Below are 23265 nucleotides of genomic sequence, written 5' to 3' on the forward strand. Positions count from 1 at the left end.
CGTTAAGCCGGAAGGATTGCGCCGTGGTCGTGTCGGCGGCGCGCTTGCATGAAAACACCCGTCCAGCACATCACCGTCACCGCCGCCGAGGCCGGCCAGAAGCTGCTCCAGTATCTGGCCCGGCGTCTTGGTCCTGGCCTGCCCCTGGCCGCGCTCCAGAAATGCATCCGCACCGGACAGGTGCGCCTGGACGGCAAACGCTGCAAACCCTTTGACCGGGTGGCCGAGGGGCAGATCGTGCGTGTGCCGCCCTTCGAGCTGGACGAGGCCGCCCCGGCCGTCGGCGCTCTGGGCGCGCCCAAGCTGGCCACCGTGCCGACCGGCCGGCCAAAGCCCGGACCCGGGCCGGCCAAGACGTCCCCGCCGACAGACCGCCGGACCGCCGGCCGCGCCATGCCGGCCCTCGAAATCCTGCACGAAGACGACGAACTGCTCGTGGTCGTCAAGCCGGCCGGCCTGCCCGTGCATCCCGGCTCGGGGCACACCTTCGCCCTGACCACCCTGCTTCACGCCCACGCCCCGGATGCGCCGTTTAAGCCCACGCCGGCCCATCGTCTGGACCGCGACACCACCGGGCTGCTGCTTGTCGCCAAATCCTACCGCCGGCTGCGCGCCCTGCACGAGGCCATGCAGGACGGCACCCTGCGCAAGGACTATTTCGCCTGGGTCTGGGGCAAGTGGCTACTTGGCGAGGAAAACGAGTGGGTGACCATGCGCGACGCCCTGGCCAAGTCGGGCGGGCCGGGCCGGGAGCGCGTCACGGCCGGGGAGGACGGCAAGGAGGCAGTGGCCAAGGTGCGGCTGATCAGCCGCGCGCCCACGGCAAGCCTCGTCGAAGTGCGGCTGGAGACCGGGCGCACCCATCAGATTCGCGCCCAGCTGGCCTCCCGGGGCTATCCCCTTGTCGGCGACGCCAAGTACGGCGGCGGTCCCACGCCGCTGCGGCTCCACGCCTGGCGGATCATCCTGCCCGGGGAAGCGTACTGCGTGCCGCCGGACTGGGAAGCGCCCTGGACGGTCCAACGCCCGCGCCGCGCCGCCTCTCTGGCCGAGTGCGGCGACGACTGACGGCTGCGCCGAGCGGCCACGGCCGCCGGCATTTCACAAAGTTACAGCGCGGCTAGGCACGCCCGCCGTCTTTCCTGACTCAATCCCGGGACGACTCCCCAGCGACGTAAGCCCCCTTAAACCCTTTCCTCATGTGGGGGGTCTGGGGGCCTCAGGCCCCCAGCGGAGAGGTCCAGGAGAGGCAGCGCCTCTCCTGGCCGCCGGAGGCACTCCCCCCGTCTTACCCCTCTCCCATTCCCAAAAACGCGGCCATGCGCCCCAGCATGATCGCGCCGGCCTGGGCGACGTTGAGGGAATCGATGGGCCGGGCCTGGGGGATGCGCCACAGGGCGTCGCAGCGTTTGCGGATGCCCGGGCGGATGCCTTCTTCTTCGCTGCCCAGCACCAGGGCCACGGGGAACGGCGGCTGCGCCAGGTGGACGTTTTGCGCCCCTTCCTCGCCGGCCGCGCCGATGATGGTGTAGCCGGCCTCCTTGGCCGCATCCAGGGCCTGGGAGAGGTTGGTGACCTTGGCCAGGGGCAACCGGGTGAGGGTTCCGGCCGAGGCTTTGGCCGCGCCCGGTCCCAGGCGCGCGCCTTCGTGTTTGGGCACGAGGATGCCGCCGCCGCCCAGGGCGTAGAGGGTGCGGGCCAGGGCCCCGACGTTGCCCGGGTCCTGGACCCGGTCAAGCACGAGGATCACTTGCAGCGGCGCGTCCAGGCCGGCGGCCAGCACGTCTTCCAGGCTGACCAGGGGGCCGGCGGCCAACCGGGCCATGACGCCCTGGTGGTTGCCGGGATAGAGGCGGTCCATGTCCAGGCCGGGCATGAAGCGGTAGCGCACGCCGGCCGCTTCGCAGGCCCGCACGATGGCGTCCACGTCCACGCCGCGAAGGCCCTGGCGCAGGAGCACGTCGTCCACGGACTTGGGGCTTTGCTCGACGAGTTCGCGCACGGGTTTGCGGCCGGGCAGGATGTCCTCGGGCAGTTCGACCGGGGCCGTCGGCGCGACCGAACGCGGCGCGGGCCGGTCGTCCTCGAAGCGTTCGGGGCGCGGCGGCCGGCGGTCGTTTTCGAACCGGTCCTGGCGCGGCGGGCGGCGGTCGTCGTCGCGGTCGAAGCGGGGCTTGCCCGGGCCTTGGGGCCGATCCTGGCCGGAGCGGCGGTCATCGGAACGGGGCGGCCGCCCCTGGCCGCGCGGCCCGGACGGACGGCCGGACCGGTCGTCGTCGCGACGCGGACGGCCCTGGCCGCCCGAACCCGAGCGGTCATCATCGCGGCGGGGACGCCCCTGGCCGCCTTGACCGCCCTGGCCGGGCCGGTCGTCGTTGCGGCGCGGGCGCCCCTGGCCGCCCTGGGAGCGGTCGTCATCGCGGCGCGGACGCCCCTGGCCGCCCGAACCCGAGCGGTCGTCGTCGCGGCGGGGACGACCCTGGCCGCCCTGGCCGCCCTGGCCGCCTTGGCCGGGACGACCGGCGGGGCGCGGTCCGCTGGGTCGGCCGGAGCCGCCCTTGGAGCCGGCAAGAGCAGCGGGGCGGCGTTGGCCGCGTTCCCCGGAGGGGGTGGACAGGACATCGGCAAAAGACCGGCGGTCTGTGGACGGCCGGCGGGAGGTTTCATTTTTGGTCATGCCGCAAAATGGCTCAAACCGGCCGGGACCACAAGGCTTTTTTTTCCTTGCATTTTCGTCCACTTTGGACTAAATAGTCTGGAATTGTTAGTCTTTTTGGATTGTTACGACCTTCGTCGATCCTTATACAGGGCCGGTCGCGTCCGCCCGCCGGTCTTTTTTCCTTTTGGAGTAAGGTGCATGGGCCGATACCTCCTGCTTTTCGTTCTCCTGCCTGCCTTTTTGCTGTCGGCCGGCTGCGCCGACAAGCAATACGACAAATCCAACGCCGATATGAAAGCCAACCTGGAGCCCGAGCTCTGGGACACCTCGCAAATTCTCAATAATCTCCACCGTGGCCGACCGCTCACCGAACAGGAGAAAAAGGCCCTGGCCTCGCGCGGGGCCATCCAGTTCGACCTCGACGTGAAGGAAAACGAGGAAGTGCAAGTCTTCCTCCAGTACTTCTCCATCGACAAACGCGGCTCCATGGACACCTGGCTGCGCCGGGCCGAACCCCACCTGCCCTATGTGCGCGCCGTGCTGGCCAGCTACAACCTGCCGCCCGACCTCATTGCCCTGCCGTTTATCGAATCCGGCTACAACACCATGGCCTATTCCCCGGTCGGGGCCGGCGGCATGTGGCAGTTCATGCCCTACACCGGCCGGCGCTTTGGCCTCACCGTGGACTGGTGGGTGGACGAACGCCGCGACCCCTACAAATCCACCGTGGCCGCCGCCAAGTACCTAACCAAGCTCTACCAGATGTTCGGCGACTGGAATCTGGCCCTGGCCGCCTACAACGCCGGCGAAGGCAAAATTTCCCGGGTCATGGCCGCCAGCGGCCAGTGCGACTTCTTCGACATCGCCAAAGACCCCAAGCTGTTGAAAGAAGAAACCCGGCACTACGTGCCCAAGTTTTTGGCCGTGCTCAAGATTTTCCAGAACCTGGAGACACTGGGCTTTAAAAAGGTCAACTGGCAAGCCGGCCCCAACCTCAAGGAAGTGCCGGCCCCGGGCGGCACCGATCTGGCCGCCCTGGCCCAGGCCTGCAACATGCCCTGGGAACAGTTCCGCGAATACAACCCCGGCTTTCGCCGCCAGATCAGCCCGCCGGACATGACCGTCAACGTCTACGTGCCCGTGGCCAAGGAACAAGTCGCCCTGGCCTTCCTGCAAAATCCCGGCAACTACCCGTCCTCCGGCGCGCAAACCCTGACCGCCCAGGCCGGCGACACCTGGTGGGCCATCGCCCGCCGGTCGGGCATGCCCGTGGCCGAACTGCGCCAGCTGAACGCCTCCCTGCCCGAAACCCTGCCGCCCGGACAGCCCGTGCGCGTTGCCCTTAGCGCCTCGGGAGCCGACAACTCCGCCCTGGCCGAAGGCCCCGACGCCTGCGCCCCCAAACCCGTGGCCGCCGCCTCGTCCAAGCCCATCAAACACCGCGTCTCCAAGGGCGATTCCGTGGACAGCGTGGCCCGCAAATACGGCGTCTCCACCAAGGACCTGCTCGCCGCCAACAAAATGAAACGCGCCGGCCGCCTGACGCTGGGCTCCTGGATCGTGGTGCCCGGCGCGCCTGCTCCGGCATCTCCCGGCGGCAAGCCCGCCCCGGCCCTGGCCGAGGCCGCCCCCAGCGCCACCCACACCGTGGCCAAGGGCGAGACCTTCGGCTCCATCGCCGCCAAGTACGGCGTTTCGGCCCAGGAACTCATGGCCGCCAACAACATGCGCTCGGCCAAGGAGCTTCTCGTGGGCAAGCGCCTCACCGTGCCCGGCAAGGCGGCCAAGGCCGCCCCGGGGGCAGTCCAGCTCGCCGCCGCCCTGCCTCAGCCCGTCCCGGCTGCGGCCTCGGCCAGCTACACCGTCAAAGCCGGCGACACCCTGCACGCCATCGCCCGGGCAAACGGCCTCGATCCCAAACAGGTCATGGCCGCCAACGGCGGCAAGGACAGACTGCGCCCCGGCGACAAACTCGCCCTGCCCGGCAAGACGGCCGCCCCGGCCCCGTTCCAGATCGCGGCCGCGCCCCATACTCCATCCGCCAAAGGCACGCCCCAACCCGTCGCCGCCAAAACCTTCGGCCAACCCGCCCCGGCCCCGGCCGCCTCCAAAGCCTTCGCCCTGTCCGCGCCCCCGCCGCCAGCCGCCGTACCTGCCGCCAAACAGCAGGCCGCCGAAAAACAAACCAAGCCCGCCGGCAAATCCGTCAACTACAAGGTCGGTCCCGGCGACACGCTGTGGGGCATCGCCAAGAAATTCAACGTGGACCCGTCCTCGCTCATGGCCTGGAACAACATCAAAAGCAGCGGCGCGCTCCAGGCCGGCTCGCAGTTGACCATCCACAGCCAGTAGCCCGCCACGACGACATCTCGCTGTTCCGGCGGCCCTGGCGACCAGGGCCGCCCTGTCCGCGCCCTGTCCCAATTCCGGCCCCATTTTGGCCGCACGCCGGTCGCATGGCCTTGCCCCTGCCCTGGTCATGTCTCTGCGCCTAAATCCTCTGTGCCCCGTCCCAGGACAGCCCTTCCGCCGCGTCCCCCCTGCCCAAAAACGGCAGCGACCTGCCGCCTTCCCGATCCCTTCACCGGCTCGTCCGGGCATTCCAGGTTTTACGAGATTGGCTCCCAACGGTTGCCGCTTTCCTGCCTGATTTTCGGCATGCCCACGTCGTGTTCCTGGCTCTGGCCACTGGTTCGCGTCCTTTGTCCATCGTGTTTCCTCAGGATGGAAAAGGCCGAAATCGCGCGGCAAGCTGTCTGACGACCGGCAAATGCCGGCGCGTGGCGGTTTTCTTGGCGTCGGGTTCGCTATGGCAGTCAATGAGGAGGCGGACGCCGGCCGCGGGAAATGCCCTTGGCGGGGGAGACTGCCGTGCCTTGACATGGCGAAAAAAAGGGCGCGTCCTTGCGGACGCGCCCTCGGTCTGGTCGAGAGAAACAGACGCTACTGGAGCTGGACGGTCTTGCCGCCGCCGCCCTGGGCCGGACGCGGCCCCAGGATGGCGTCGTTGACGATCTCCACCCGGGCGGCTTCCTGCAGGGTCTGCAGGTAGGCGCGGAAGAGCTCGGTCTGTTTGGATTGGGTCAGCGTGGCCAGCCAGCGTTCCTTTTCCTTGTCCCAAAGTGAAAGGTCGGCCGGCACGGTCTTGTCCAGGCCGGCGACGACATAGGCCCCGGACACGCCAAAGGCCGTCTTGAACCAGCCCGGCCCCTTGGCCTCGAAGGCCGTCTGGGCCAGCACCGGCGACATGCCAAGGCCGGGGATGAAGCCCTGGCGGGTGAACGGCGCGGAGGTCTGGATTTTGTCCTTGTAGTCGGCCAGGACCTTTTTGAGGCCGTCCTCGGTCTCCATGGCCTTGGCCGTTTCCTCGGCCTTGGCCTTGGCCAGCTTCAGGGCCTCTTCATCGATCAGGCGGCCCTTGATGACGTCCTTGACGGCGTCCAGTGGCTCGAACCCAGGCTCCTTGACCTCGGCGGCCCGCACCACCACGAAGCCGTCCTGGGTGGACAGGGGCGCGTCGGCGGTCTGGCCTTTCTTGAGGGCGAAGATAGCTTCCACGGCCGGCTCGGACAGGCCCAGCTCAGCCGGGGGGGCGTCCTTGGCGAAGAAGGCCGAGGTCTTGACGGCCAGCTTCTCGGCGGCCACGGCGGCCTCCAGGGGTTCGCCCGAGGACAGCTTTTCCTGGATCACGTCCAGGGACTTGGTCAGCTTGTCGGCGGCGCGCTGCTCGGCCAGATCGGCCCGGATTTCGTCCTTGACCTCGGCCAGGGCGCGCTGGCCGGAGGCCTGCTTCTCGCCGCCCTGGATGAGGTGCAGGCCCAGGCTCGTACGCACCGGGTCGCTGACTTCATCCTTTTTGAGCGCAAAGGCCTTTTCCTCGAAGGGCGCGAACTCCTTGGGCAGGCTGCCCTTGGGCAACCAGGCCCAGTCCTCGCCGATGATGCCGTCGGAATTGGTCGGGTCCTTGGGAATGAGCGTGGCGAAGTCCTTGCCCTTGCGCACGTCGTCGGCCATGGCCTTCAGGCGCTTCTCGGCCGCGTCCACCACTTCCTGGGGAGCGTCGGGGGGCAGCATCATGAGGATGTGGCGCACGCGCACTTGTTCGGGGCGCTCGTACTTCTTCTGGTTGGCCTTGTAGTCGGCCTCGATGTCGGTGTCGCTGATCTCGGCCGGCTTGGCCATGGCCTTGGGCGTAAATTCCACAAAGTCGATCTTGACCTGGGCCGGGGTGGCGAACTCGTCCTTGCGCGCCTCGTAATACTTGGCGATCTGCTCGTCGGAGATGGTCACGCCCTTGGCGAAGTCGGCGGCGGCAAAGGGAATGTACTTGATGATGGCCTGTTCGCGCATGAAGTCGAAGATGGACCGGGCCTCGGACTCGGCCACCTGGGCCGGCAGGCCGACAAAGGCGGCCAGCTTTTCCAGCAGCAGCTGCTGGCGGAAATCGGCCTCGAACTCGCCGGGGCTGACGTCGTTGGCCTTGAGCAGATTCTCGTAGCGCTTGGCGTCGAACTGCTTGGACTCGTTTTGGAAGGCCGGAATCTTGGCGATCTCGGCGCGCAGTTCGTCGGCGGTCACGGCGATGCCCAGGGTCTTGGCCTGGTCTTCCAGCAGCTTGGTGGTCACCATGTTGGTGAATACCTGCCAGCGGAAGCCGCCGTCCTGCAAATCCTTGTCCGTGACGTTGGGATTCTTGTTTTTGACCAGGCGTAAATTCTCCTGGTACTGCTTTTCGTAGTCCTTGATCAGGATCGGCTGGTCGTTCACCGTGGCCAGGACCGTGGCCCTGTCGCCGTTGAAATTGCCCACGCCCCAAAAGACGAAGACAATGATGATAAGACCGAAGACGATCTTGATGCCCCAGGATTGGGCATATTTCCGCATGGGATCAAGCATGGATTCTCCTTGGCTCGGGGGCCCGCGCGTTAAGCTTGGGCCTTGCGCGCCTGGTTGAGCAGGCCGCCGGCTTTGATGATGTCGAGTTCCTTGGCGGTCAGGTCGTTAACGACCATGACTTCGCCCACGCCGGCCACGGTCATGGGACAGGGCTGGCCCGGGGCGATGGCGGCGGTTTCGAGGCGGATGTCGGCTCCGGCCGGGATGCGGTCGTAGTCGGCCTTGTCCACGAGCAGAAGCGGCAGGATGCCGAAGTTGACCAGGTTGGCCCGGTGGATGCGGGCCAGGGATTTGGCCACCACGGCGGCCACGCCCAGGTAGCGGGGGCCAAGGGCGGCGTGTTCGCGGCTGGAGCCCTGGCCGTAGTTCTCGCCGCCAAGGATCACGCCCTTGCCGAGCTTTTTGATGCGCGACACGAAGTCGGCGTCCACCCGGCTGAAGATGTATTCGCTGATGGCCGGGATGTTGGAGCGCAGGGCCGTGATCTGGGCCCCGGCCGGCAGGATGTGGTCGGTGGTGATGTCGTCGCCGACCTTGAGGGCCACGGGAGCCTCGATGGTGGCCGGCAGCGCCCCAAAGGGCGGCAGCGGGGCGATGTTGGGGCCGCGCTGGATGGCCACGTCCGCGCCGTCGGCCGGAGGCGTCAGGAACAGGTGGCGGATGCTGGGGACCTCGGCCGGGAACTCGGCCTTTTGCGGGGCCTCGCCCCAGGTGGCCGGGTCGGTGAAGGCCCCGCGCAGGGCGGCCATGGCCGCCGTTTGCGGGCTGACCAGATAGACCTGGCCGTCCTGGGTGCCGGAGCGGCCTTCGAAGTTGCGGTTAAAGGTGCGGGCCGAGACGCCGGCCGAAGTGGGCGAGCCGCCCATGCCGATGCACGGACCGCAGGAACACTCGAGCAAGCGCGCGCCGGCGTCCAGCAGCGGATCAATGAGGCCCTCGGCGGCCAGCATCTTGAGCACCTGCTTGGAGCCCGGGGAGATGAGCAGGTCCGTGGTCGGATCAATGCGCTTGCCGGCCAGGATCTGGGCCACGGCCTTGAGGTCGGCGTAGGAGGAGTTGGTGCACGAGCCGATGCAGACCTGATCGACCTTCATGCCGTCGAGGTCGGCGATGCGCACCATGCGGTCGGGCATGTGGGGCGCGGCGGCCAGGGGCTCCAGGGCGGACAGGTCGATCTCCACCACTTCGTCATAGGCGGCGTCGGGGTCGGCGGTGAGCGGCGCGTAGTCCTCGGGCCGGCCCATGGCCGTGAAAAAGGCCTTGGTGACTTCGTCGGACGGGAAGATCGAGGTGGTGGCCCCGAGTTCCGCGCCCATGTTGGTGATGACGGCGCGTTCGGGCACGGACAGGGTGGCCACGCCAGGCCCGGCGTATTCCATGACCTTGCCCACGCCGCCCTTGACGGTGAGCTTGCCCAAAAGATGCAGGATGACGTCCTTGCCCGTGGCCCAGCCCGGAAGTTTGCCGGTCAGGTGGATCTTGACCACCTTGGGCATGGCGATGACGTAGGGTTCGCCGGCCATGGCCAGGGCAACCGACAGGCCGCCGGCGCCCATGGCCATGGACCCGACGCCGCCGGCCGTGGGGGTGTGGGAGTCGGAGCCGACCAGGGTCTTGCCCGGTTTGGCGAAATTCTCCAGGTGCAGCTGGTGGCAGATGCCGGTGCCGGCCGGGGAGAAGGTGATGCCGTACTTGGCGGCCACGGTGCGCAGGTAGGCGTGGTCGTCGGGGTTGCGGAAACCCATTTGCAGGGTGTTGTGGTCCACATAGCTCACGGACAGTTCGGTGCGCACCCGGGGCAGCCCGATGGCCTCGAACTGGAGATAGGCCATGGTGCCGGTGGCGTCCTGGGTCAGCGTCTGGTCGATGCGCAGCGCGATCTCGCCGCCCGGGATCATCTCGCCGGAAACAAGGTGGTCCTTGATGATCTTCTGGGTCACGTTGAGGGCCATGGAGGAGTCCTTTTTGTCTGGGGGAAAAGAGAAAAGTCCGCCCTGCATGCCTCCCCCCGCCGCATTAGTCAAGTGGCGCGCGCGGTAGCGTCAGTCCGCTTGCGGCCTTGACGCGGGCGCTTTCCCGGCGCACATAGGCAGCATCCCGAAAAAGGAGGGAGACATGGATTTTAAAGACGTCATGACGGCCCGCCGGGCCATCAATTTCTTCGACACCAAGGCCGACGTGCCCAAGGATACCCTGGACGCGCTGCTGGAAACCGCCGCCCGCTCGCCGTCGAGCTTCAATCTCCAGCCCTGGCGGGTGGCCGTGCTGCGCGATCCTGCCCAGAAAGCCAAGCTGCGCGCCCTGGCCTGGGACCAGCCCAAGGTCACCGAAGCCCCGGTCATCTTGCTCTTTCTGGCCGACCGGGAGGCCTGGAAGATGTATTCGCCGTCCTTCGAGCGCCAGTTCTCGTACCTGATGCAGTCCGGGGCCTACACGCCCGAGCAGCGCGGCGAATTCGCCGGGGCCACGGAAAGCCTCTACGGCGCGACGCCGGACAAGACCCTGGCCTTTGCCGTCAAGAACACGGCCTTTTTCGCCATGTCCTTCATGTACGCCGCCGCCGACGCCGGTTATGCCACCCATCCCATGGACGGCTTCGATCACGACGCGGTCAAGGCGGCCTTCGGCGTGCCTGACCAGTTTTGGATTCCGCTCATCATGGCCGTGGGCCGGCTGCGCCCCGGCGTCGCCGTGGCCCCGCCCAAGTGGCGGTTTGCGGCCCAGGATATCCTTTTCACGCTCCCGGAAACCTAAAGGAGGCGCTTTCATGTCGTATTGTCGCACCATCGTTGCCTTTGCCCTGGCCGTCCTGGCGCTGACGGCCATGCCTGCCTCGGCCCAGGCCGGCACGGCCGCCGACTTCCTGTTGCTGGCCGCTGCCGAGGCTCCGGCCCCGACCGACGCGCCAGCCGCCCCGGCCAAGCCCGAAGCCAAACCCGAAGCCGGGCCGGTGGTGGACGGCGCGACCCTGGACAGCGCCCACACCTCGGCCACCTTCTGGATACGCCACATCGTGGCCCCGGTGGCCGGCCGGTTTGACGCCGTGTCCGGCGTCGTCGCCATCCCGCCGCGCAAGCCGGGCGACGGGCGCGTCGCTTTTACCGTCAAGACCGACAGCGTGGACACGGGCGTGGCCGCCCGGGACAAGCATCTGCGCACGGCGGATTTCCTGGATACGGCCGTTTACCCGGAAATGCGGTTTGAAAGCAGCCGCATTGTCTCGGCCGGCACGCGGCTGGCCCGGGTCACGGGCAAGCTGACCATCAAGGACGTGACCAGGGAGGTGACCATTCCGGTGCGCCTGCTCGGGACCAAGCCCCACCCCATGATGCCCTGCGTGGACGTCACCGGCTACGAGGCCCAGTTCGCCATCAACCGTCTGGAGTATCATGTGGGCACGGGCAAGTTCTTCAAGATGGGCGCGGTGGGGGACGCCACGGACATCCGCATCGCCGGCGAGACCCTGGCCGCCCGGCCGGGCTGCGTCCAGCCGGCCAAGACCGACGAGTAACCTGTCCCTTCGTAAAACGACGACCGCCGCCGTCCCGGACAGGGGCGGCGGCGGTTTCTTGTTGTCCGGCCGTGGAACGACCGGGGCGGCGTGCAGCGCTGGGCGGTTCAGGCCGGCTGGTCCTGGCCGTCCTCGGCGGCTGGCGGTCCGGCCAAGGGCAGTTCCAAAATAAACGTGCTGCCGCGCCCAAGCTCGGATTCGGCCCAGACCCGGCCCTTGTAGTGCTCGACGATCTGGCGGCAGATGGCCAGCCCCAGGCCCGTACCCTGGCGGCGGCCGTGTTCCTCCACGGTGTCGCCGAGTTGCGCTTGATGGAATTTGTCGAAGATCTTTTCCAGCGACTCCCTGGGGATGCCATGTCCCGTGTCCGTGACCACCACCCGCAACAGGCCGTCTGCGGCGGAGGCGGCAAGCTTGACCTCGCCCTGGTCGGTGAACTTGGCCGCGTTGCCAAGCAGGTTCACCAGCACCTGGGTCAGCCGGTCGGGGTCGATGAAAAGCGGCGGCAAGCCGCCTTCGAGGGCCATGGTGAAGCGCACCTCGGGCTTGGCCGCGAAATCGGCGCTCACGGCATTGGCCGCCCGGGACAGGGCGGCCGAGACGTCCACTTCGGCGTCGCGCCACTGGGCGCGGCCGGACTCGATCTTGGACAGGTCGAGGAAGTCATTAATAAGCCGCGTGAGGCGTTCGCCTTCGTTTTCGATGATGCCGAGATTGGCGGTGATGCGCTCGGCCTGCCGGGTCAGTCGCTCGTGGCCCGGGGCGAAGGGGGCGAAGAATTTGTTGAAATCCCTGGAAATGAGCTTGGCGAAGCCCATGATCGAGGTCAGCGGGGTGCGCAGGTCGTGGGAGACCGTGGCCAGGAAGCCGGATTTGAGCCGGTCGAGCTCTTGCAGACGCTCGTTGGCCGCTTCCAGTTCGGCGGCCTTGACGGCCAGACGTCCGGTGCGTTCCTTGACGGCCTCGCGCAGATGGCGATTGAGGATTTCCAACCGCCGCTCGGCCCGCACCCGGGCCGTGACGTCCACCACCGTGCCTTCATTATACAGCGGCTGCCCGTCGGCGTCGCGCACCAGCCTGATGTTGACCAGCACCCAGATGGTCTGCTTGTCGCGGCGCATGAACCGCGTTTGGAAACCGGCCACCGCGCCTTCGGCCAGGAGTTGCTCAAGGAGCCGGGCGCGGTCATTGGGGTCCTGGTACAGCTCCCGGGAAAGATCGGTGATCGAGGCCATGGCCTCCTGGGGCGTGGCGTAGCCGATCATGCGGGCCAGGGCGGCGTTGGCGGCCAGGAGCCGGCCGTCAAAGGTGGTCTGGAAGATGCCTTCGGTGGCGTTTTCAAAGATGTCCCGGTACTTGTCCTGGGCGGCGGTGAGTTGGCGGACCATGTCCTGCATGGCGGCGGACAGGCTGCCGAGTTCGCCGCGAAGCCCCTCGGGGCGCACGGCCGTCTCGCCGCGCCGGGCGGCTTCGGCGGCGTAGCGTTCCAGACGGGCCAGGGGGCGGATGATCTGGCGGCGCAGCACCAAGACCAGGGCGGCGGCCAGGGCGGCGTTTAAGGCCAGGATGCGCAGGATCACACGCCAAAGCGTCTGCTTGAGGGCGTCATCCATATAGCGCCGGGTCATCTGGACCTCGACGGCGCCGACCAAGGCGTCGCCGAAATAGATCGGCCGGCTGTCGATGATGACGTTGTCCAGGGCCGGCCTGGCCGTCACGGCCGAGTTGCGCCAGCCCCGGTCGCGGCTGCGCCCGGCCAGAAAATCGCCGTCGTCCGCTTCATAGACCACCACGGCGGCCAACCGGTCGTTTTTCATGGCCGCGTCCAACAGCCGGGCGAGGTTGCCAGACTCCAGGAACCACAGGGGTTCGGCCATGTTGGCCGACAATTGTTCGGCAACGACCCGGAGATCGTAACGTAATTCGTCTTCCAGCCGCTGTCTTTCCCCATAATAGTCGATGCAGCCGAAGACGGCCAACAGCAGCGTGTTGACGCATACCAGCGTCATGAGCACCGCGCCGCCCACAGAGCGGGTCTGGAAGTACCGGGGAAGTTTCATTGTCGTTGGCCGTTTGTCGTCCCGTGGCTTACAGAACAATTCACTGTCTCGGTCAAATGGGTAGCATCGCCGGTATGAAATGAAAAGCCCGGGCCGGCGAAAACCTTGCCTGGAACGTCTGGGCGCGGTATCGGTTTTCCAACGCTTATGAGCCTTTCCTCTATCCGCACGGCCGCGCTGCTTGGCGTCGAGGCCTACCCCGTGTCCCTGGAAGTCGATCTGTCGCGCCAGGGGATGCCGTCGTTTTCCATGGTCGGCCTGGCCGAGGGCGCGGTGCGCGAGAGCAAGGAGCGGGTGCTGGCCGCGCTGCGAAACGCCGGACTCAAACTCCCGCCGGCCCGCATCACGGTCAACCTGGCCCCGGCCGATATGCGCAAGGAAGGTTCGGCCTACGACCTGCCCCTGGCCATGGCGCTTCTGGCCGCAACCGGCGCGTTTTCCCCGGAGGCCACGGCCGGCTATTTCATGGCCGGCGAGCTGTCGCTGACCGGCGAACTGCGGCCCGTGCCCGGGGTGTTGCCCCTGGCCGCCCTGGCCCGTCGGCTGGGGGCGCGGGGGCTTATCGCGCCGGCGGCCAACGCCGCCGAGGCGGCGGTGGTGGAGGGCCTGGACGTCTTTGCCCCGGCCACGCTTCTGGAAGCCCTGCATTTTTTCACTGGCGAGGAGAACCTGTCGCCAGTGGCTCCCAAGCCGTTTGCCCCGGCCGCGCCCGGCCTGGAGGGGCTGCTGGATTTCAGCGAGGTCAAGGGCCAGGACCATGCCAAGCGGGCGGTGGAGATTGCGGCGGCCGGCGGCCACAACCTGCTCTTTATCGGCCCGCCCGGCTCGGGCAAGACCATGCTGGCCAAGCGCCTGCCCACGGTGCTGCCGCCGCTGTCCTTCGAGGAGGCCCTGGAGGTCACGACCATCTATTCGGTGTCCGGTCGCCTGGACGGCGAGGGGCTTTTGACCCTGCGCCCGTTTCGCAGCCCCCACCATACCATTTCCGACGCCGGGCTCATTGGCGGCGGCTCCTACCCCCGGCCCGGCGAGGTGTCCATGGCCCACCGGGGGGTGCTGTTTCTGGATGAGCTGCCGGAATTCAAGAAGTCGGTGCTGGAAGTGCTGCGCCAGCCCCTGGAAGACGGCAAGGTGACCATCGCCCGGGCGGCGGTGTCGCTGTCCTACCCGGCCGACGTGATGCTGGTGTGTGCCATGAATCCTTGCCCCTGCGGCTATCTGGGCGACGAGCGCCATGCCTGCACCTGCGGCGAGGCCGAGGTGCGGCGCTACCGGTCGCGGCTGTCCGGGCCGCTTTTGGATCGCATCGATTTGCAGGTGGAAGTGCCGGCGGTGCCGTACAAGGAGCTGCGGGCCGAGGCCTCGCCCACGACCTCGGCCACCATGCGGGAGCGGGTGCTGGCCGCCCGCGAGGTGCAGTCGGCGCGCTACGCCGGGTTGCCCTTTACGGTCAACGGCCGGCTGTCCGGGCGGCATCTCTCGGTCCATTGCCGGCTGTCGGAAGAGGGGCACGGCTTCATGGAGGGCGCGGTGCGGCGTCTGGGGTTGTCGGCCCGGTCGCATACCCGGGTGCTGCGCATCGCGCGCACCATCGCCGACCTCGACGGCGAAGCCGGGCTTCGAGTGGAGCACCTGGCCGAAGCGGTCAATCTGCGGGGCCTGGACCGGCAGCGGGCAGTGTAAGGAGAGGGGTTTTCCTGGAGCGGGGTTTGAGGTAGGGGTAGGGTATGGTTATTGATCTCAATCTAGCCGCAAGACAGGATGAACCGCTCACGGCCATTTCCGTGGCGGGGTTCAAATCCATTGCTCGTGAGCAGACGCTTCATTTTGCCCCATTGACAATTCTTGCCGGGGCGAACAGCTCGGGAAAATCGAGTATGATGCAGCCATTGCTGCTTATGAAGCAGACAATAGAAGCGCCATATGACCCAGGCGTTTTTTTGCTTGATGGGCCGAATGTTCGATTTACAAATTCAAATCAGATACTTTCAAATGATAGTGCGCTTGGTGATGGAGTTTTTTGTACGAGTTTTTCAACGGATAGCGGCTCTGTTTTCCTGTGTTATAAAGAAAACAATGCATATAGTTTTGATGTTTATAGAGTCACTATAAAAACTCTTTCTGGAGAACTCACTTTTGGTCCTGAGTATATTGACAGAGAGAGTATTGCCAATTTTTTGCGAAAAGAACTTCAGATGGGAGAAGATGCTTTTCAATCAAATGAGATTGGTGTGTATGTTTTTGTAGATAGGTGTATGTCGTATATTGATCTCTCTCCTTTTTCTAAGAAGTCTCCGGGATCAGTATTTTTGCCTTTACGATGGTTTGATCTAGAAGATGTTGTGACTGATATAATCCATCTTCCTGGGCTTCGAGGCAACCCTGAAAGAGCATACAAAACATCCGGCGTTGGCACGAAGTTCTCTGGAACTTTTGAGAATTATGTTGCTAGTATTATTAATTACTGGCAACAACAACACCCCGACAACCTCCATTCCCTCTGCCGCCATCTCGAACATATCGGCCTGACGTCCAAAGTCTCGGCCACGGCCCTGGACGCCACACAGGTCGAAATCAAAGTCGGCCGGCTGCCCGGCGCGACCGACGCCGATCTTGTCAACATCGCCGACGTGGGCGTGGGCGTCTCCCAAACCTTGCCCGTGCTGGTGGCGCTCTTGGCCGCCGAACCCGGGCAGATCGTCTACATCGAACAGCCCGAAATCCACTTGCACCCGCTGGCCCAATACAAGCTCGCCGCCGTCATCGCCGAGGCCAGCAAGCGCGGGGTGCTGGTGGTCATCGAAACTCACTCCGACATCCTCATACGCGGCGTGCAAACCCTGGTCGCCAAAGGCGAGCTTGACCCGAACATCGTCAAGCTCCACTGGTTCTCCCGCAGCCCCGAGGACGGCTCCACCACCGTCACCTGCGCCGAACTCGACGAGAACGGCTCTTTTGGCGATTGGCCCCAAGACTTCGACACCACCACGCTGCTGACGGAAAAAGCCTATCTGGACGCCGTGGAAGAACGCCTGTTCCGCAATGCGAAGTAGTCCGCTCTGTGCCATTGTCGTGGATGCTTGCATCGCCCATTCGGCTGGCGAGGCGGAGCATCCCGTTTCGAGCATGTGCCGCAATTTTTTGGAAACCTTGAGGGAATGTCGCATCGACTTCGCGGCAAACCAGAATTTGCTCGCCGAATGGCGCAAGCATGCGTCGAGTTATAGCAAAAGCTGGTTTTTTGCGATGGTCCGAACGGGACGTCTGAAGAGCTTGCCTGAAGCCAAAGACCGAGAGTTGTGGTCTGCATTTGGCGGAGAAGGTTGTCCGGACTCTGATTATCGCAGGATTAGCGAAGACCTTCACTTGGTCGATGCGGCGCTTTGCACCGACAAGCGGGTGGCTTCCTGCGACGACCGGGTGCGAGCCAGCCTCAAAACCTGCCTGCACCTGCATCCGCCGGTGGGCGACATCGCTTGGGTCAATCCGAAATTCGCGGCTGAAACGCCGCTGGCTTGGCTGCGCCAGGGCGCGCCGTGCGAGGACTGCCGGCTGCTCAAGCACTACGCGCCGTCGCCCCCGAAAACGACCCCCTAGGCCGCCGGCTTGTCCTTGACCACCTTGGCCACGGCCCGCAGCAGCACGTCCATGTCGCAAGGCTTGGTCACGAACTCGTCCATGCCGGCGGCCAGGAACCGTTCGCGGTCGCCTTCCAGGGCGTAGGCCGTCAGCGCCACCACCGGCAAGCGCCGGTTCGTGCCCGGCACCTCGCCGTTGCGGATGTGGGCCACGGCGGTCAGCCCGTCCATCACCGGCATCTGGATGTCCATCACCACCACGTCCACCGGCTCCATGGACAGCCGCCGCAAGGCGTCCTCGCCGTTGCCCGCCTCGATGACGTCGTGGCCGAGCTTGCGCAGCCCGCGCGCCAGGGCCAGGCGGTTCACCGCCTCGTCCTCGACAACCATGATGCGCAGCCGCGGCAGCCGAACCGGCTCGCGGCTATCGCCCTCGTCGTCGTCCGCAGGCGGACTGGCCAGCCACAGCGGCACGGCCAGATAGAACGTGCTGCCGTATTCCGGCCGGCTCTCCACCCGGATGCTGCCGCCAAGGAGCTCGGCCAGCCGCCGGGCGATGGACAGTCCCATGCCCGAGCCGCCGTAGCGCTTGGTCAGCGGCTCCTCAGCCAGGACGAACGTCTCGAAGATGGCCGCCTGCTTGGCCAAGGGGATGCCGATGCCGGTGTCGGTTATGGCGAACTCCAGGCACAGGCCGCTGAAATCCGCCGCCACCAGCACCCGGCGCTGGGCCATGGCCGCCAGCGGCTCCAACCGGCGCACCCGCACCGTCACGCTGCCCGACGGGGTGAAGCGGATGGCGTTGTCGATGAGGTTGGAAAGGATCTGGCGCAGCCGGAACGGGTCGCCCAAAAGCTTGTCCGGCAAGGCGCCGTCGAGGTCGAAGCTAAACGACAGGCCGGCCAGTCCAGAGCGCACCGAAAACGAGCCGCGAAGCGATTCCGCCAGCCGGCGCAGGCTGAATTCGCGCAGCATGGGCGACAGCGAGCCGGACTCGACGTTGGCCAGCTCCAGCAGATTGTCCACGATTTCGATGAGCTTGTCGGTGGCGTCGCGCACGGTCTGCCAGTATTCGTCCTGGCCGGCCGTGCCGCCCTCCAGCACGGCCAGCTGGGCCATGCCCAGGATGCCGTTGATGGGGGTGCGCAGCTCGTGGCTGATGTTGGCGAGAAACTGGGTCTTGGCCTCGCTGGCCGCCTCGGCCCGCCGCCGGGCCGCGATCAAGTCCTTCTCGATGCGCCGCCGGGCCGCCGCCATGCTGTAGAGCACCGCCAGCCGGGCCGTGCCGCGAATGTCCCGTTCGGCGTAGGGCCTGGGCGCGTCGGCCAACAGCAGCACGCCGACCACGCGCTGCTCGCGCCGCAGCGGCATGGCCAGAAACCGCGACACCTGCAAAAACGCCGCATCCGGCGGGCCGTAGCCGTCGAGATCGGCGGCATGATCGACCACTACCGGCTTGCCGGCGTTTATGGCCTCGGCAAAGGGGCCGGCGAACCGGCCGGCGTCATCGGGAAAAAGGGTGCAGTCCTCGGGCGGCACCGAGCCGATGGCCCCGTCGGCCGTGGCCACGGCCAGCCAGTCCAGACGTCCGGTGGGCCGGGAGGACATGCCGATGGCCCCGATGGGACTGCCGGTCAGCCACAGGGCGTGGCGCAGGGTCCGGGCCGCCAGCTCGCGCAGGTCCTGGCCGCCGCCGGCCAGATCCAGGGCCGTGCGCGACATGGCCGCGCCCATGCGCAAGGCCTGGCGCAACAGGGTCGTGGTCCGGTCCCGGCTTTGGGACAGGCGCAACAGCTCCAGGCCGTGGGAAGCGTCTTCGGCCATGCGGGTGAGCAGGCGGAGTTCCTCGTCGCCGAAATCCCGCCGCGAGACTTCAAAGATGGTCAGCGCCCCGGCCACGCGACCGGCCTGGCGCAGGGGAAAGGAAAAGGCGCTGCGATAACGGCCCAAGGCCTCGGGACGGGCCGGCCAGTCGCGGAAAAACGCCTCTTCGTGCATGTCGGCGACAATGACCGGTTGCCCCAGACGGATGGCCGTGCCCGTGGGGCCCTGGCCCTGAATCGATTCGTCGTAGCGCAGGCCCAGGACGTCAAGCCAGCTGCCGTCCTGTCCGGCCCAGGCCGCCACCCGCACCCGTTTGTCCGGTCCGGGTTCGACCAGGCCCACCCAGGCCAGACTGTAGCCGGCATGCTCCACCAGGATGGTGCAAATGTTCTGGATGAGGCTGCTGCGGTCGGTGGCCCGGAGCAATTCATGGCTGACCGCGCCCAGGGCCACCAGCCCCCGTTGGGTGCGGGCCAGTGTTTCGCTGATGCGGGCCGCCTCGGCCTCGCGGCCGGCCAGGGCCTGACGCAACCGGAGCTGGCGGTCGGTGCAAAACCCCACCAAAACCGCCGGCAACCCGACGCAAAGCGCCAATACCGCGTAAAACAGCCGCAAGTCGCCGGGCTCCCAGACCAGCCACAGGTGCTCGCGGTACCAGCCGGCCGCCAGCACCATGGCCACGGCAAGCACCCCCGCCGTGGCCGCGCCGGCCATGGGGGCGATCCAAAAAACCTTTGCAGGGGGGGTGGGACTGGGCTGCTCCACGCTTACCTCACCAAAGTAACGCCTACACTGCCCGAGGGAAAAACGGAAGCGGCCCGGCCGCCATCCCGCCAAATTGGCGAACGCCCCCAAGGGCGAACAAACGCCATGCGACAGTTGACGAAAACGCCCGGGACGGCGTATGAACATCGTCACCAATTTCACGATCGACCCGAAGGAGTAAGGATATGAGCATGGTTTCGGAACTGATCACGAACATGGGCCATTCCACCGAGCAAGGCTTCTTCGGGGTCACGGCCATCTACGTGTACATGGCCATCATCGTCACCACCGCGTTTATCCGCATCCGCCAGTTCATGAAAGAAGACCACCACTAGGCCGCGCCCGGCGACCGCCGGTCCAACCCGATGTTCCAAGGCCGCTCCCCCCGGGAAGCGGCCTTTTTGGCGTTCGGTCGCCCCTTTTGTGGGGCGTGGGAACGACAGTCCGGGCGGACGGCAATCCTGGCTGCCCTCGCTCTCCCCAAACCCCTGCCAGTCGTCGGCAACGCGCCCCCCTTTACCCTTTCTCCCATACCAGGGGTCCGGGGCCGGACCCCTGGTATGGGAGGCGGTCGGTCGGGCGGTGGCGGCGTTGGCGGGCGCGGCACGAGAGCAGAGAGAGAACGATCAGATGGCGTGAAGAGAATTGATTGTTAATCCAGGCGGGCGGATTCGATGTTGTCGAGGAACCACTGGTAGGTTTCGGCCAACCCCGTCTCCAGGCTGATGGTGGGGGTCCAGCCCAGGGCCTTGAGGCGGCTTATGTCCACGAGTTTGCGGGGCGTGCCGTCGGGGCGGGACGGGTCGAAAACGATGTCGCCGGCAAACCCGGTGACCTTGGCCATGAGCCGGGCCAGCTCGGCGATGGCGAGCTCCTGGCCGGTGCCGATGTTGATGATCTCCTCGTCGTCGTAGCGCTCGAAACAGGCTACGGCCGCCTCGGCCATGTCGCGTACATGGAGAAATTCGCGCAGCGCCTTGCCCGTGCCCCAGACCGTGACCGCCGCGTCGCCGCGCGTCCTGGCTTCGTGGAAGCGGCGCATGAGCGCGGGAATGACGTGGGAATTGACTGGCGTGAAGTTGTCGCCGGGGCCGTAAAGATTGGTCGGCATGAGGCTTATGGCGTCAAAGCCGTATTGGCGGCGGTAGGCCTGGCACATCTTGATGCCGGCGATCTTGGCGATGGCGTACCACTGGTTGGTTTCTTCCAGGGGGCCGGTCAAAAGCGCCGATTCCGGCATGGGTTGCGGGGCGAATTTGGGGTAGATGCAGGAGGACCCCAGGAACACGAGTTTTTTCACGCCGCTTTTATAGGCCGCGTCAATGACGTTGGTCTGGATGAGCAGGTTGTCGCGGATGAAATCGGCCGGATAGGCGCTGTTGGCGTGGATGCCGCCGACCTTGGCCGCGGCCAGGAACACGGCGGCCGGCTTGGCGGCCGCGAAAAAGGCGCTGACCTCGGCCTGGCTGGTCAGGTCGAGTTCCCGATGGGTGCGGCTGAGGACGTCGTGGCCTTTGGCGGCGAGAACCTTGGCGATGGCGGAGCCGACAAGGCCCCGGTGGCCGGCGACGAAAATGGGGCCGGCGGCGGCTTCATGGGGCATGTTCATGGACGCGACAGGTAGCACGACCGGGCCGGGCTGCCTAGACCGTCGGGCGGGAAAAGTGTCGCCGGATCAGCCGGGCAGCAGCGTGGCCAGCGTCTGGCGCAAGGTCGCGGCGGCGCGTCTGGCCGGGGCAATTTCGCCTTGGCGGGCGGCGGCGCAGGCGTGCTCGGCGGTCTGGGCCAGCTCGGCCAGGCCGAGATTCAACAGATTGCCCTTGAGGCCGTGGGCGGCCTCGGCGCAGGCGGCGAGGTTGTGGCCGGCCGCGGCCTGGTCCAGGCGGGCCAGGGCTTCGGCCAGGACCGGTCCGGCCACGGCCAGGGCTTCTTCGGCCTCGGCCGCGAGCAGCTCGTGTTCCCCAAGCAGGAAAACCAGGGCACGGCGTCTGGGATCGTGCATTATGTCCAGGTCCGGTTGGGCGCGGTGGCGATCTCGGCCAACACGGCCTCAAGGTCGTTTATGCGGTAGGGCTTGGAGAAATAGGCGTTCATCCCGGCCTGGCGGCACTGGGTGTCGTCGTCTTCGGTGGCCTGGGCGGTCAGGGCGATGATGGGCGTCGTCACGCCGTGCTCCCGCAGCCGGCGGGAGGCTTCCAGGCCGTCGAGGATGGGCATGCGCACGTCCATGAACACGACATGGTAGGGCGCGTCGGCATCCCGGGCGGCCAGCACCAGACGCACGGCTTCCTGGCCGTCGCTGGCGAAGTCGGCTTGGCCCACGCCGAGTTTTTGCAGGATTTTTTGCAGCAAAAAGCGGTTGTAGGGGTTGTCCTCGGCCACCAGGGCGCGCAGTCCCCCGAAGTCGGCGGCCGAGGGCAGGGGCAGGTCCGGCCGGGGGTGGGCGGCCTGGGGCTCGGGCAGGGACAGGGTGAAGGAGAAGACGCTGCCGCGCCCGGGACTCGTGTCCAGTTCCAGGCCCGATCCGCCGAGCAGCTCCACCAGCCGGTTGGAAATGGACAGCCCCAGGCCCGTGCCGCCGGGGTTGCGGGCCACGGCGTCCTCGGTCTGGACAAAGGGCTCGAAGATGCGTTCCCGGACCTCGGGAGTGATGCCGGGGCCGGTGTCGCGCACGGCGAAGGTGACGCGCGGGGGGGCGTCGTGGCCCAGGTTGGCCGTGGCGCGCCTGGCCGAAAGGGTCACGCGGCCGCTGGGCGTGAACTTGATGGCGTTGGACAACAGGTTGAGCAAAATCTGCTTCAGGCGCACCGGATCGCACAGCACCACCCGGGGCAGGGACGGGTCGCGTTCGATGGCCAGGGTCAGCCCCTGCTGGTCGGCGGCCTGGGCCATGACCCGGCGGACTTCCTCCAGAAGCCGGTCGATGTCCATGGGCGCGGGCCGGATTTCTAAACGCCCCATCTCGATGCGGGAAAAATCCAGGATGTCGTTTAAGATGACGAGCAGGCCTTCGCCGGCGGCGCGCATGGTTTCGACGCATTCCCGCTGTTGCGGCGGCAGGTTGGCCCCGAGCAGCAATTGGGACAGGCCCATGATGGCATTGAGCGGCGTGCGGATTTCATGGCTCATGTTGGCCAGGAAGGCCGATTTCATGCGGCTGGCTTCCTCGGCCTGAACCTGGGCCCGGATGATGTCGGAGACGTCCACGAAGGATTCGATGCCGCCGGTGGATCGGCCGCCGGCGTCGAGGATGGGAGCGGCGTTTTTGAGGATGGTGAGGCGTTTGCCGCCCCGGGCGGCAATGGTGGATTGGCGTTTTTGCACGGCCGCGTCGGCGGGGCGGGCCGGGCAGGGCGACGGCGGCGATTCCCGCAGGAGCTGGGATCGGGGGCGGCCCAGGGCCTGGTCGCGGCTAAAGCCGGTGATGGCCGTGAATTCGTCGTTGATCGTCACCACCACGTCGTCGCGGTTGACGATGCAGATGGCGGCGCCGGCGATGGTGATGACCTGTTCGAGGAAGCGCTTTTCGCGTTCCACGCCAAGGCGCGCCTCGACCAGCGGCGTGACGTCGATGAGCGAGACGATAAGTCCGGCGAACGCGCCGTCCTCGATGACCGGCTGGAGCTTGACCGTGACGTCACGCTCGCCGATCCGGTTTTCGAAGGAGACCGGGGTGGAAGCCACGCCCCGGCGGAAGAGATCGAGAAAGGCGGCGGCTTGGTAATCTTCGGTTTCCAGGCCCAGGACTTCGAGGTTCGCGCCGAGCACCGCGTCTCGGGAGCGGCCAAGCCAGGCCAGATAGCGGTCGTTTATTTCGGCGATGACGCCCGAAGGGGCGACAAAGGCAATGGCCTGGTCCAGGGCGGCGATGATGGAGGTGAGCCGGGCCAGGCGTTTGTCGGACGTGCCGTTTTGCCCGGCCCGGACCGGGCGCGCGGCGGACAAAGAAGCCGCGCGACGGCGACTGGGACG

Annotated in this window: 16 protein-coding genes; 8 read left to right on the forward strand and 8 right to left on the reverse strand. The window is 66.6% G+C overall.

Translation table 11 applies throughout. From position 1 onward, the window contains the following. Nucleotides 1-48 precede the first annotated feature (48 nt). A complete protein-coding gene (locus tag C3Y92_RS03160) occupies nt 49-1068 on the forward strand; it encodes an RluA family pseudouridine synthase (protein ID WP_129349420.1) in 1020 nt (339 codons plus the stop codon). Nucleotides 1069-1288: 220 nt separating this feature from the next. On the opposite strand, the gene C3Y92_RS21755 is transcribed toward C3Y92_RS03160, so the two are convergent. After that, nucleotides 1289-2677 (reverse strand): TrmH family RNA methyltransferase, encoded by a 1389-nt coding sequence (locus C3Y92_RS21755; RefSeq protein WP_328591063.1) that lies wholly within the window; start codon nt 2675-2677, stop codon nt 1289-1291. Nucleotides 2678-2857: 180 nt separating this feature from the next. On the opposite strand from C3Y92_RS21755, the gene C3Y92_RS03170 reads away from it, so the two are divergent. Beyond that, a complete protein-coding gene (locus tag C3Y92_RS03170; protein WP_129349422.1) occupies nt 2858-5011 on the forward strand; it encodes a LysM peptidoglycan-binding domain-containing protein in 2154 nt (717 codons plus the stop codon). 591 nt (nt 5012-5602) lie between these two features. Here C3Y92_RS03170 and C3Y92_RS03175 read toward each other — a convergent pair. Both C3Y92_RS03175 and C3Y92_RS03180 read right to left on the reverse strand, forming a co-directional pair. Further along, a complete protein-coding gene (locus C3Y92_RS03175) occupies nt 5603-7555 on the reverse strand; it encodes a SurA N-terminal domain-containing protein (protein WP_129349424.1) in 1953 nt (650 codons plus the stop codon). Between the two features lie 29 nt (nt 7556-7584). Beyond that, nucleotides 7585-9507 carry an aconitate hydratase gene (locus C3Y92_RS03180; protein ID WP_129349426.1) on the reverse strand — a complete coding sequence of 641 codons (1923 nt, stop codon included), beginning with the start codon at nt 9505-9507 and terminating at the stop codon, nt 7585-7587. A 163-nt stretch (nt 9508-9670) separates the two neighbouring features. Between C3Y92_RS03180 and C3Y92_RS03185 the strand changes: the two genes are divergently transcribed. Together C3Y92_RS03185 and C3Y92_RS03190 are read left to right on the forward strand one after the other, a co-directional pair. Further along, complete coding sequence (locus C3Y92_RS03185) at nt 9671-10309, forward strand: nitroreductase family protein (RefSeq protein WP_129349428.1); 639 nt, start codon at nt 9671-9673, stop codon at nt 10307-10309. Between the two features lie 13 nt (nt 10310-10322). Continuing rightward, nucleotides 10323-11066 (forward strand): YceI family protein, encoded by a 744-nt coding sequence (locus C3Y92_RS03190; RefSeq protein WP_129349430.1) that lies wholly within the window; start codon nt 10323-10325, stop codon nt 11064-11066. A gap of 107 nt (nt 11067-11173) precedes the next feature. Here C3Y92_RS03190 and C3Y92_RS03195 read toward each other — a convergent pair whose 3' ends face one another. After that, the gene (locus C3Y92_RS03195) at nt 11174-13126 is read right to left on the reverse strand and encodes a sensor histidine kinase (protein WP_129349432.1); all 1953 of its coding nucleotides are present in this window, start codon (nt 13124-13126) and stop codon (nt 11174-11176) included. A 147-nt stretch (nt 13127-13273) separates the two neighbouring features. Between C3Y92_RS03195 and C3Y92_RS03200 the strand changes: the two genes are divergently transcribed. The 3 genes from C3Y92_RS03200 (at nt 13274) to C3Y92_RS21350 (ending at nt 16723) form a co-directional block, all read left to right on the forward strand. Further along, nucleotides 13274-14809, forward strand: a complete 1536-nt coding sequence (locus C3Y92_RS03200) for a YifB family Mg chelatase-like AAA ATPase (RefSeq protein ID WP_129349434.1) — start codon at nt 13274-13276, stop codon at nt 14807-14809. A gap of 44 nt (nt 14810-14853) precedes the next feature. Further along, entirely contained in the window at nt 14854-16179 is a 1326-nt protein-coding gene (locus C3Y92_RS03205) for an AAA family ATPase (RefSeq protein ID WP_129349436.1), read from the forward strand. Nucleotides 16180-16492: 313 nt separating this feature from the next. Then, entirely contained in the window at nt 16493-16723 is a 231-nt protein-coding gene (locus tag C3Y92_RS21350) for a hypothetical protein (protein ID WP_235669593.1), read from the forward strand. Here C3Y92_RS21350 and C3Y92_RS03215 read toward each other — a convergent pair. Further along, a complete protein-coding gene (locus C3Y92_RS03215) occupies nt 16720-19242 on the reverse strand; it encodes a hybrid sensor histidine kinase/response regulator (protein ID WP_235669594.1) in 2523 nt (840 codons plus the stop codon). The two genes, C3Y92_RS21350 and C3Y92_RS03215, sit on opposite strands and share 4 nt — an antisense overlap. 236 nt (nt 19243-19478) lie before the next feature. Here C3Y92_RS03215 and C3Y92_RS21060 point away from each other — a divergent pair, with 236 nt between their 5' ends. Continuing rightward, entirely contained in the window at nt 19479-19628 is a 150-nt protein-coding gene (locus C3Y92_RS21060) for a hypothetical protein (protein WP_165352057.1), read from the forward strand. A gap of 317 nt (nt 19629-19945) precedes the next feature. On the opposite strand, the gene fcl is transcribed toward C3Y92_RS21060, so the two are convergent. The 3 genes from fcl to C3Y92_RS03230 all read right to left on the reverse strand — a co-directional run bounded on the left by fcl (nt 19946) and on the right by C3Y92_RS03230 (nt 23238). Then, complete coding sequence (gene fcl, locus C3Y92_RS03220; protein WP_129349442.1) at nt 19946-20902, reverse strand: GDP-L-fucose synthase; 957 nt, start codon at nt 20900-20902, stop codon at nt 19946-19948. Nucleotides 20903-20968: 66 nt separating this feature from the next. Then, complete coding sequence (locus tag C3Y92_RS03225; protein ID WP_129349444.1) at nt 20969-21295, reverse strand: Hpt domain-containing protein; 327 nt, start codon at nt 21293-21295, stop codon at nt 20969-20971. Next, nucleotides 21295-23238 carry a PAS domain-containing hybrid sensor histidine kinase/response regulator gene (locus C3Y92_RS03230; RefSeq protein WP_235669595.1) on the reverse strand — a complete coding sequence of 648 codons (1944 nt, stop codon included), beginning with the start codon at nt 23236-23238 and terminating at the stop codon, nt 21295-21297. Before C3Y92_RS03230 ends, C3Y92_RS03225 begins: the two co-directional genes overlap by 1 nt. Nucleotides 23239-23265: the final 27 nt, after the last annotated feature.

Origin of the sequence: Solidesulfovibrio carbinolicus, assembly GCF_004135975.1 — a bacterium.
In the GTDB taxonomy this organism is placed as follows: domain Bacteria; phylum Desulfobacterota; class Desulfovibrionia; order Desulfovibrionales; family Desulfovibrionaceae; genus Solidesulfovibrio; species Solidesulfovibrio carbinolicus.

What these genes read in the sequence shown, in the direction of transcription:
- C3Y92_RS03195 (WP_129349432.1), bottom strand. Translation starts at nt 13,126, where the DNA reads ATGAAACTTCCCCGGTACTTCCAGACCCGCTCTGTGGGCGGCGCGGTG.
- fcl (WP_129349442.1), bottom strand. Translation starts at nt 20,902, where the DNA reads ATGAACATGCCCCATGAAGCCGCCGCCGGCCCCATTTTCGTCGCCGGC.
- C3Y92_RS03160 (WP_129349420.1), top strand. Translation starts at nt 49, where the DNA reads ATGAAAACACCCGTCCAGCACATCACCGTCACCGCCGCCGAGGCCGGC.
- C3Y92_RS03175 (WP_129349424.1), bottom strand. Translation starts at nt 7,555, where the DNA reads ATGCTTGATCCCATGCGGAAATATGCCCAATCCTGGGGCATCAAGATC.
- C3Y92_RS03190 (WP_129349430.1), top strand. Translation starts at nt 10,323, where the DNA reads ATGTCGTATTGTCGCACCATCGTTGCCTTTGCCCTGGCCGTCCTGGCG.
- C3Y92_RS03215 (WP_235669594.1), bottom strand. Translation starts at nt 19,242, where the DNA reads ATGGCCGGCGCGGCCACGGCGGGGGTGCTTGCCGTGGCCATGGTGCTG.
- C3Y92_RS03185 (WP_129349428.1), top strand. Translation starts at nt 9,671, where the DNA reads ATGGATTTTAAAGACGTCATGACGGCCCGCCGGGCCATCAATTTCTTC.
- C3Y92_RS03170 (WP_129349422.1), top strand. Translation starts at nt 2,858, where the DNA reads ATGGGCCGATACCTCCTGCTTTTCGTTCTCCTGCCTGCCTTTTTGCTG.
- C3Y92_RS03205 (WP_129349436.1), top strand. Translation starts at nt 14,854, where the DNA reads ATGGTTATTGATCTCAATCTAGCCGCAAGACAGGATGAACCGCTCACG.
- C3Y92_RS21755 (WP_328591063.1), bottom strand. Translation starts at nt 2,677, where the DNA reads ATGACCAAAAATGAAACCTCCCGCCGGCCGTCCACAGACCGCCGGTCT.
- C3Y92_RS03200 (WP_129349434.1), top strand. Translation starts at nt 13,274, where the DNA reads ATGAGCCTTTCCTCTATCCGCACGGCCGCGCTGCTTGGCGTCGAGGCC.
- C3Y92_RS21060 (WP_165352057.1), top strand. Translation starts at nt 19,479, where the DNA reads ATGAGCATGGTTTCGGAACTGATCACGAACATGGGCCATTCCACCGAG.
- C3Y92_RS03225 (WP_129349444.1), bottom strand. Translation starts at nt 21,295, where the DNA reads ATGCACGATCCCAGACGCCGTGCCCTGGTTTTCCTGCTTGGGGAACAC.
- C3Y92_RS03180 (WP_129349426.1), bottom strand. Translation starts at nt 9,507, where the DNA reads ATGGCCCTCAACGTGACCCAGAAGATCATCAAGGACCACCTTGTTTCC.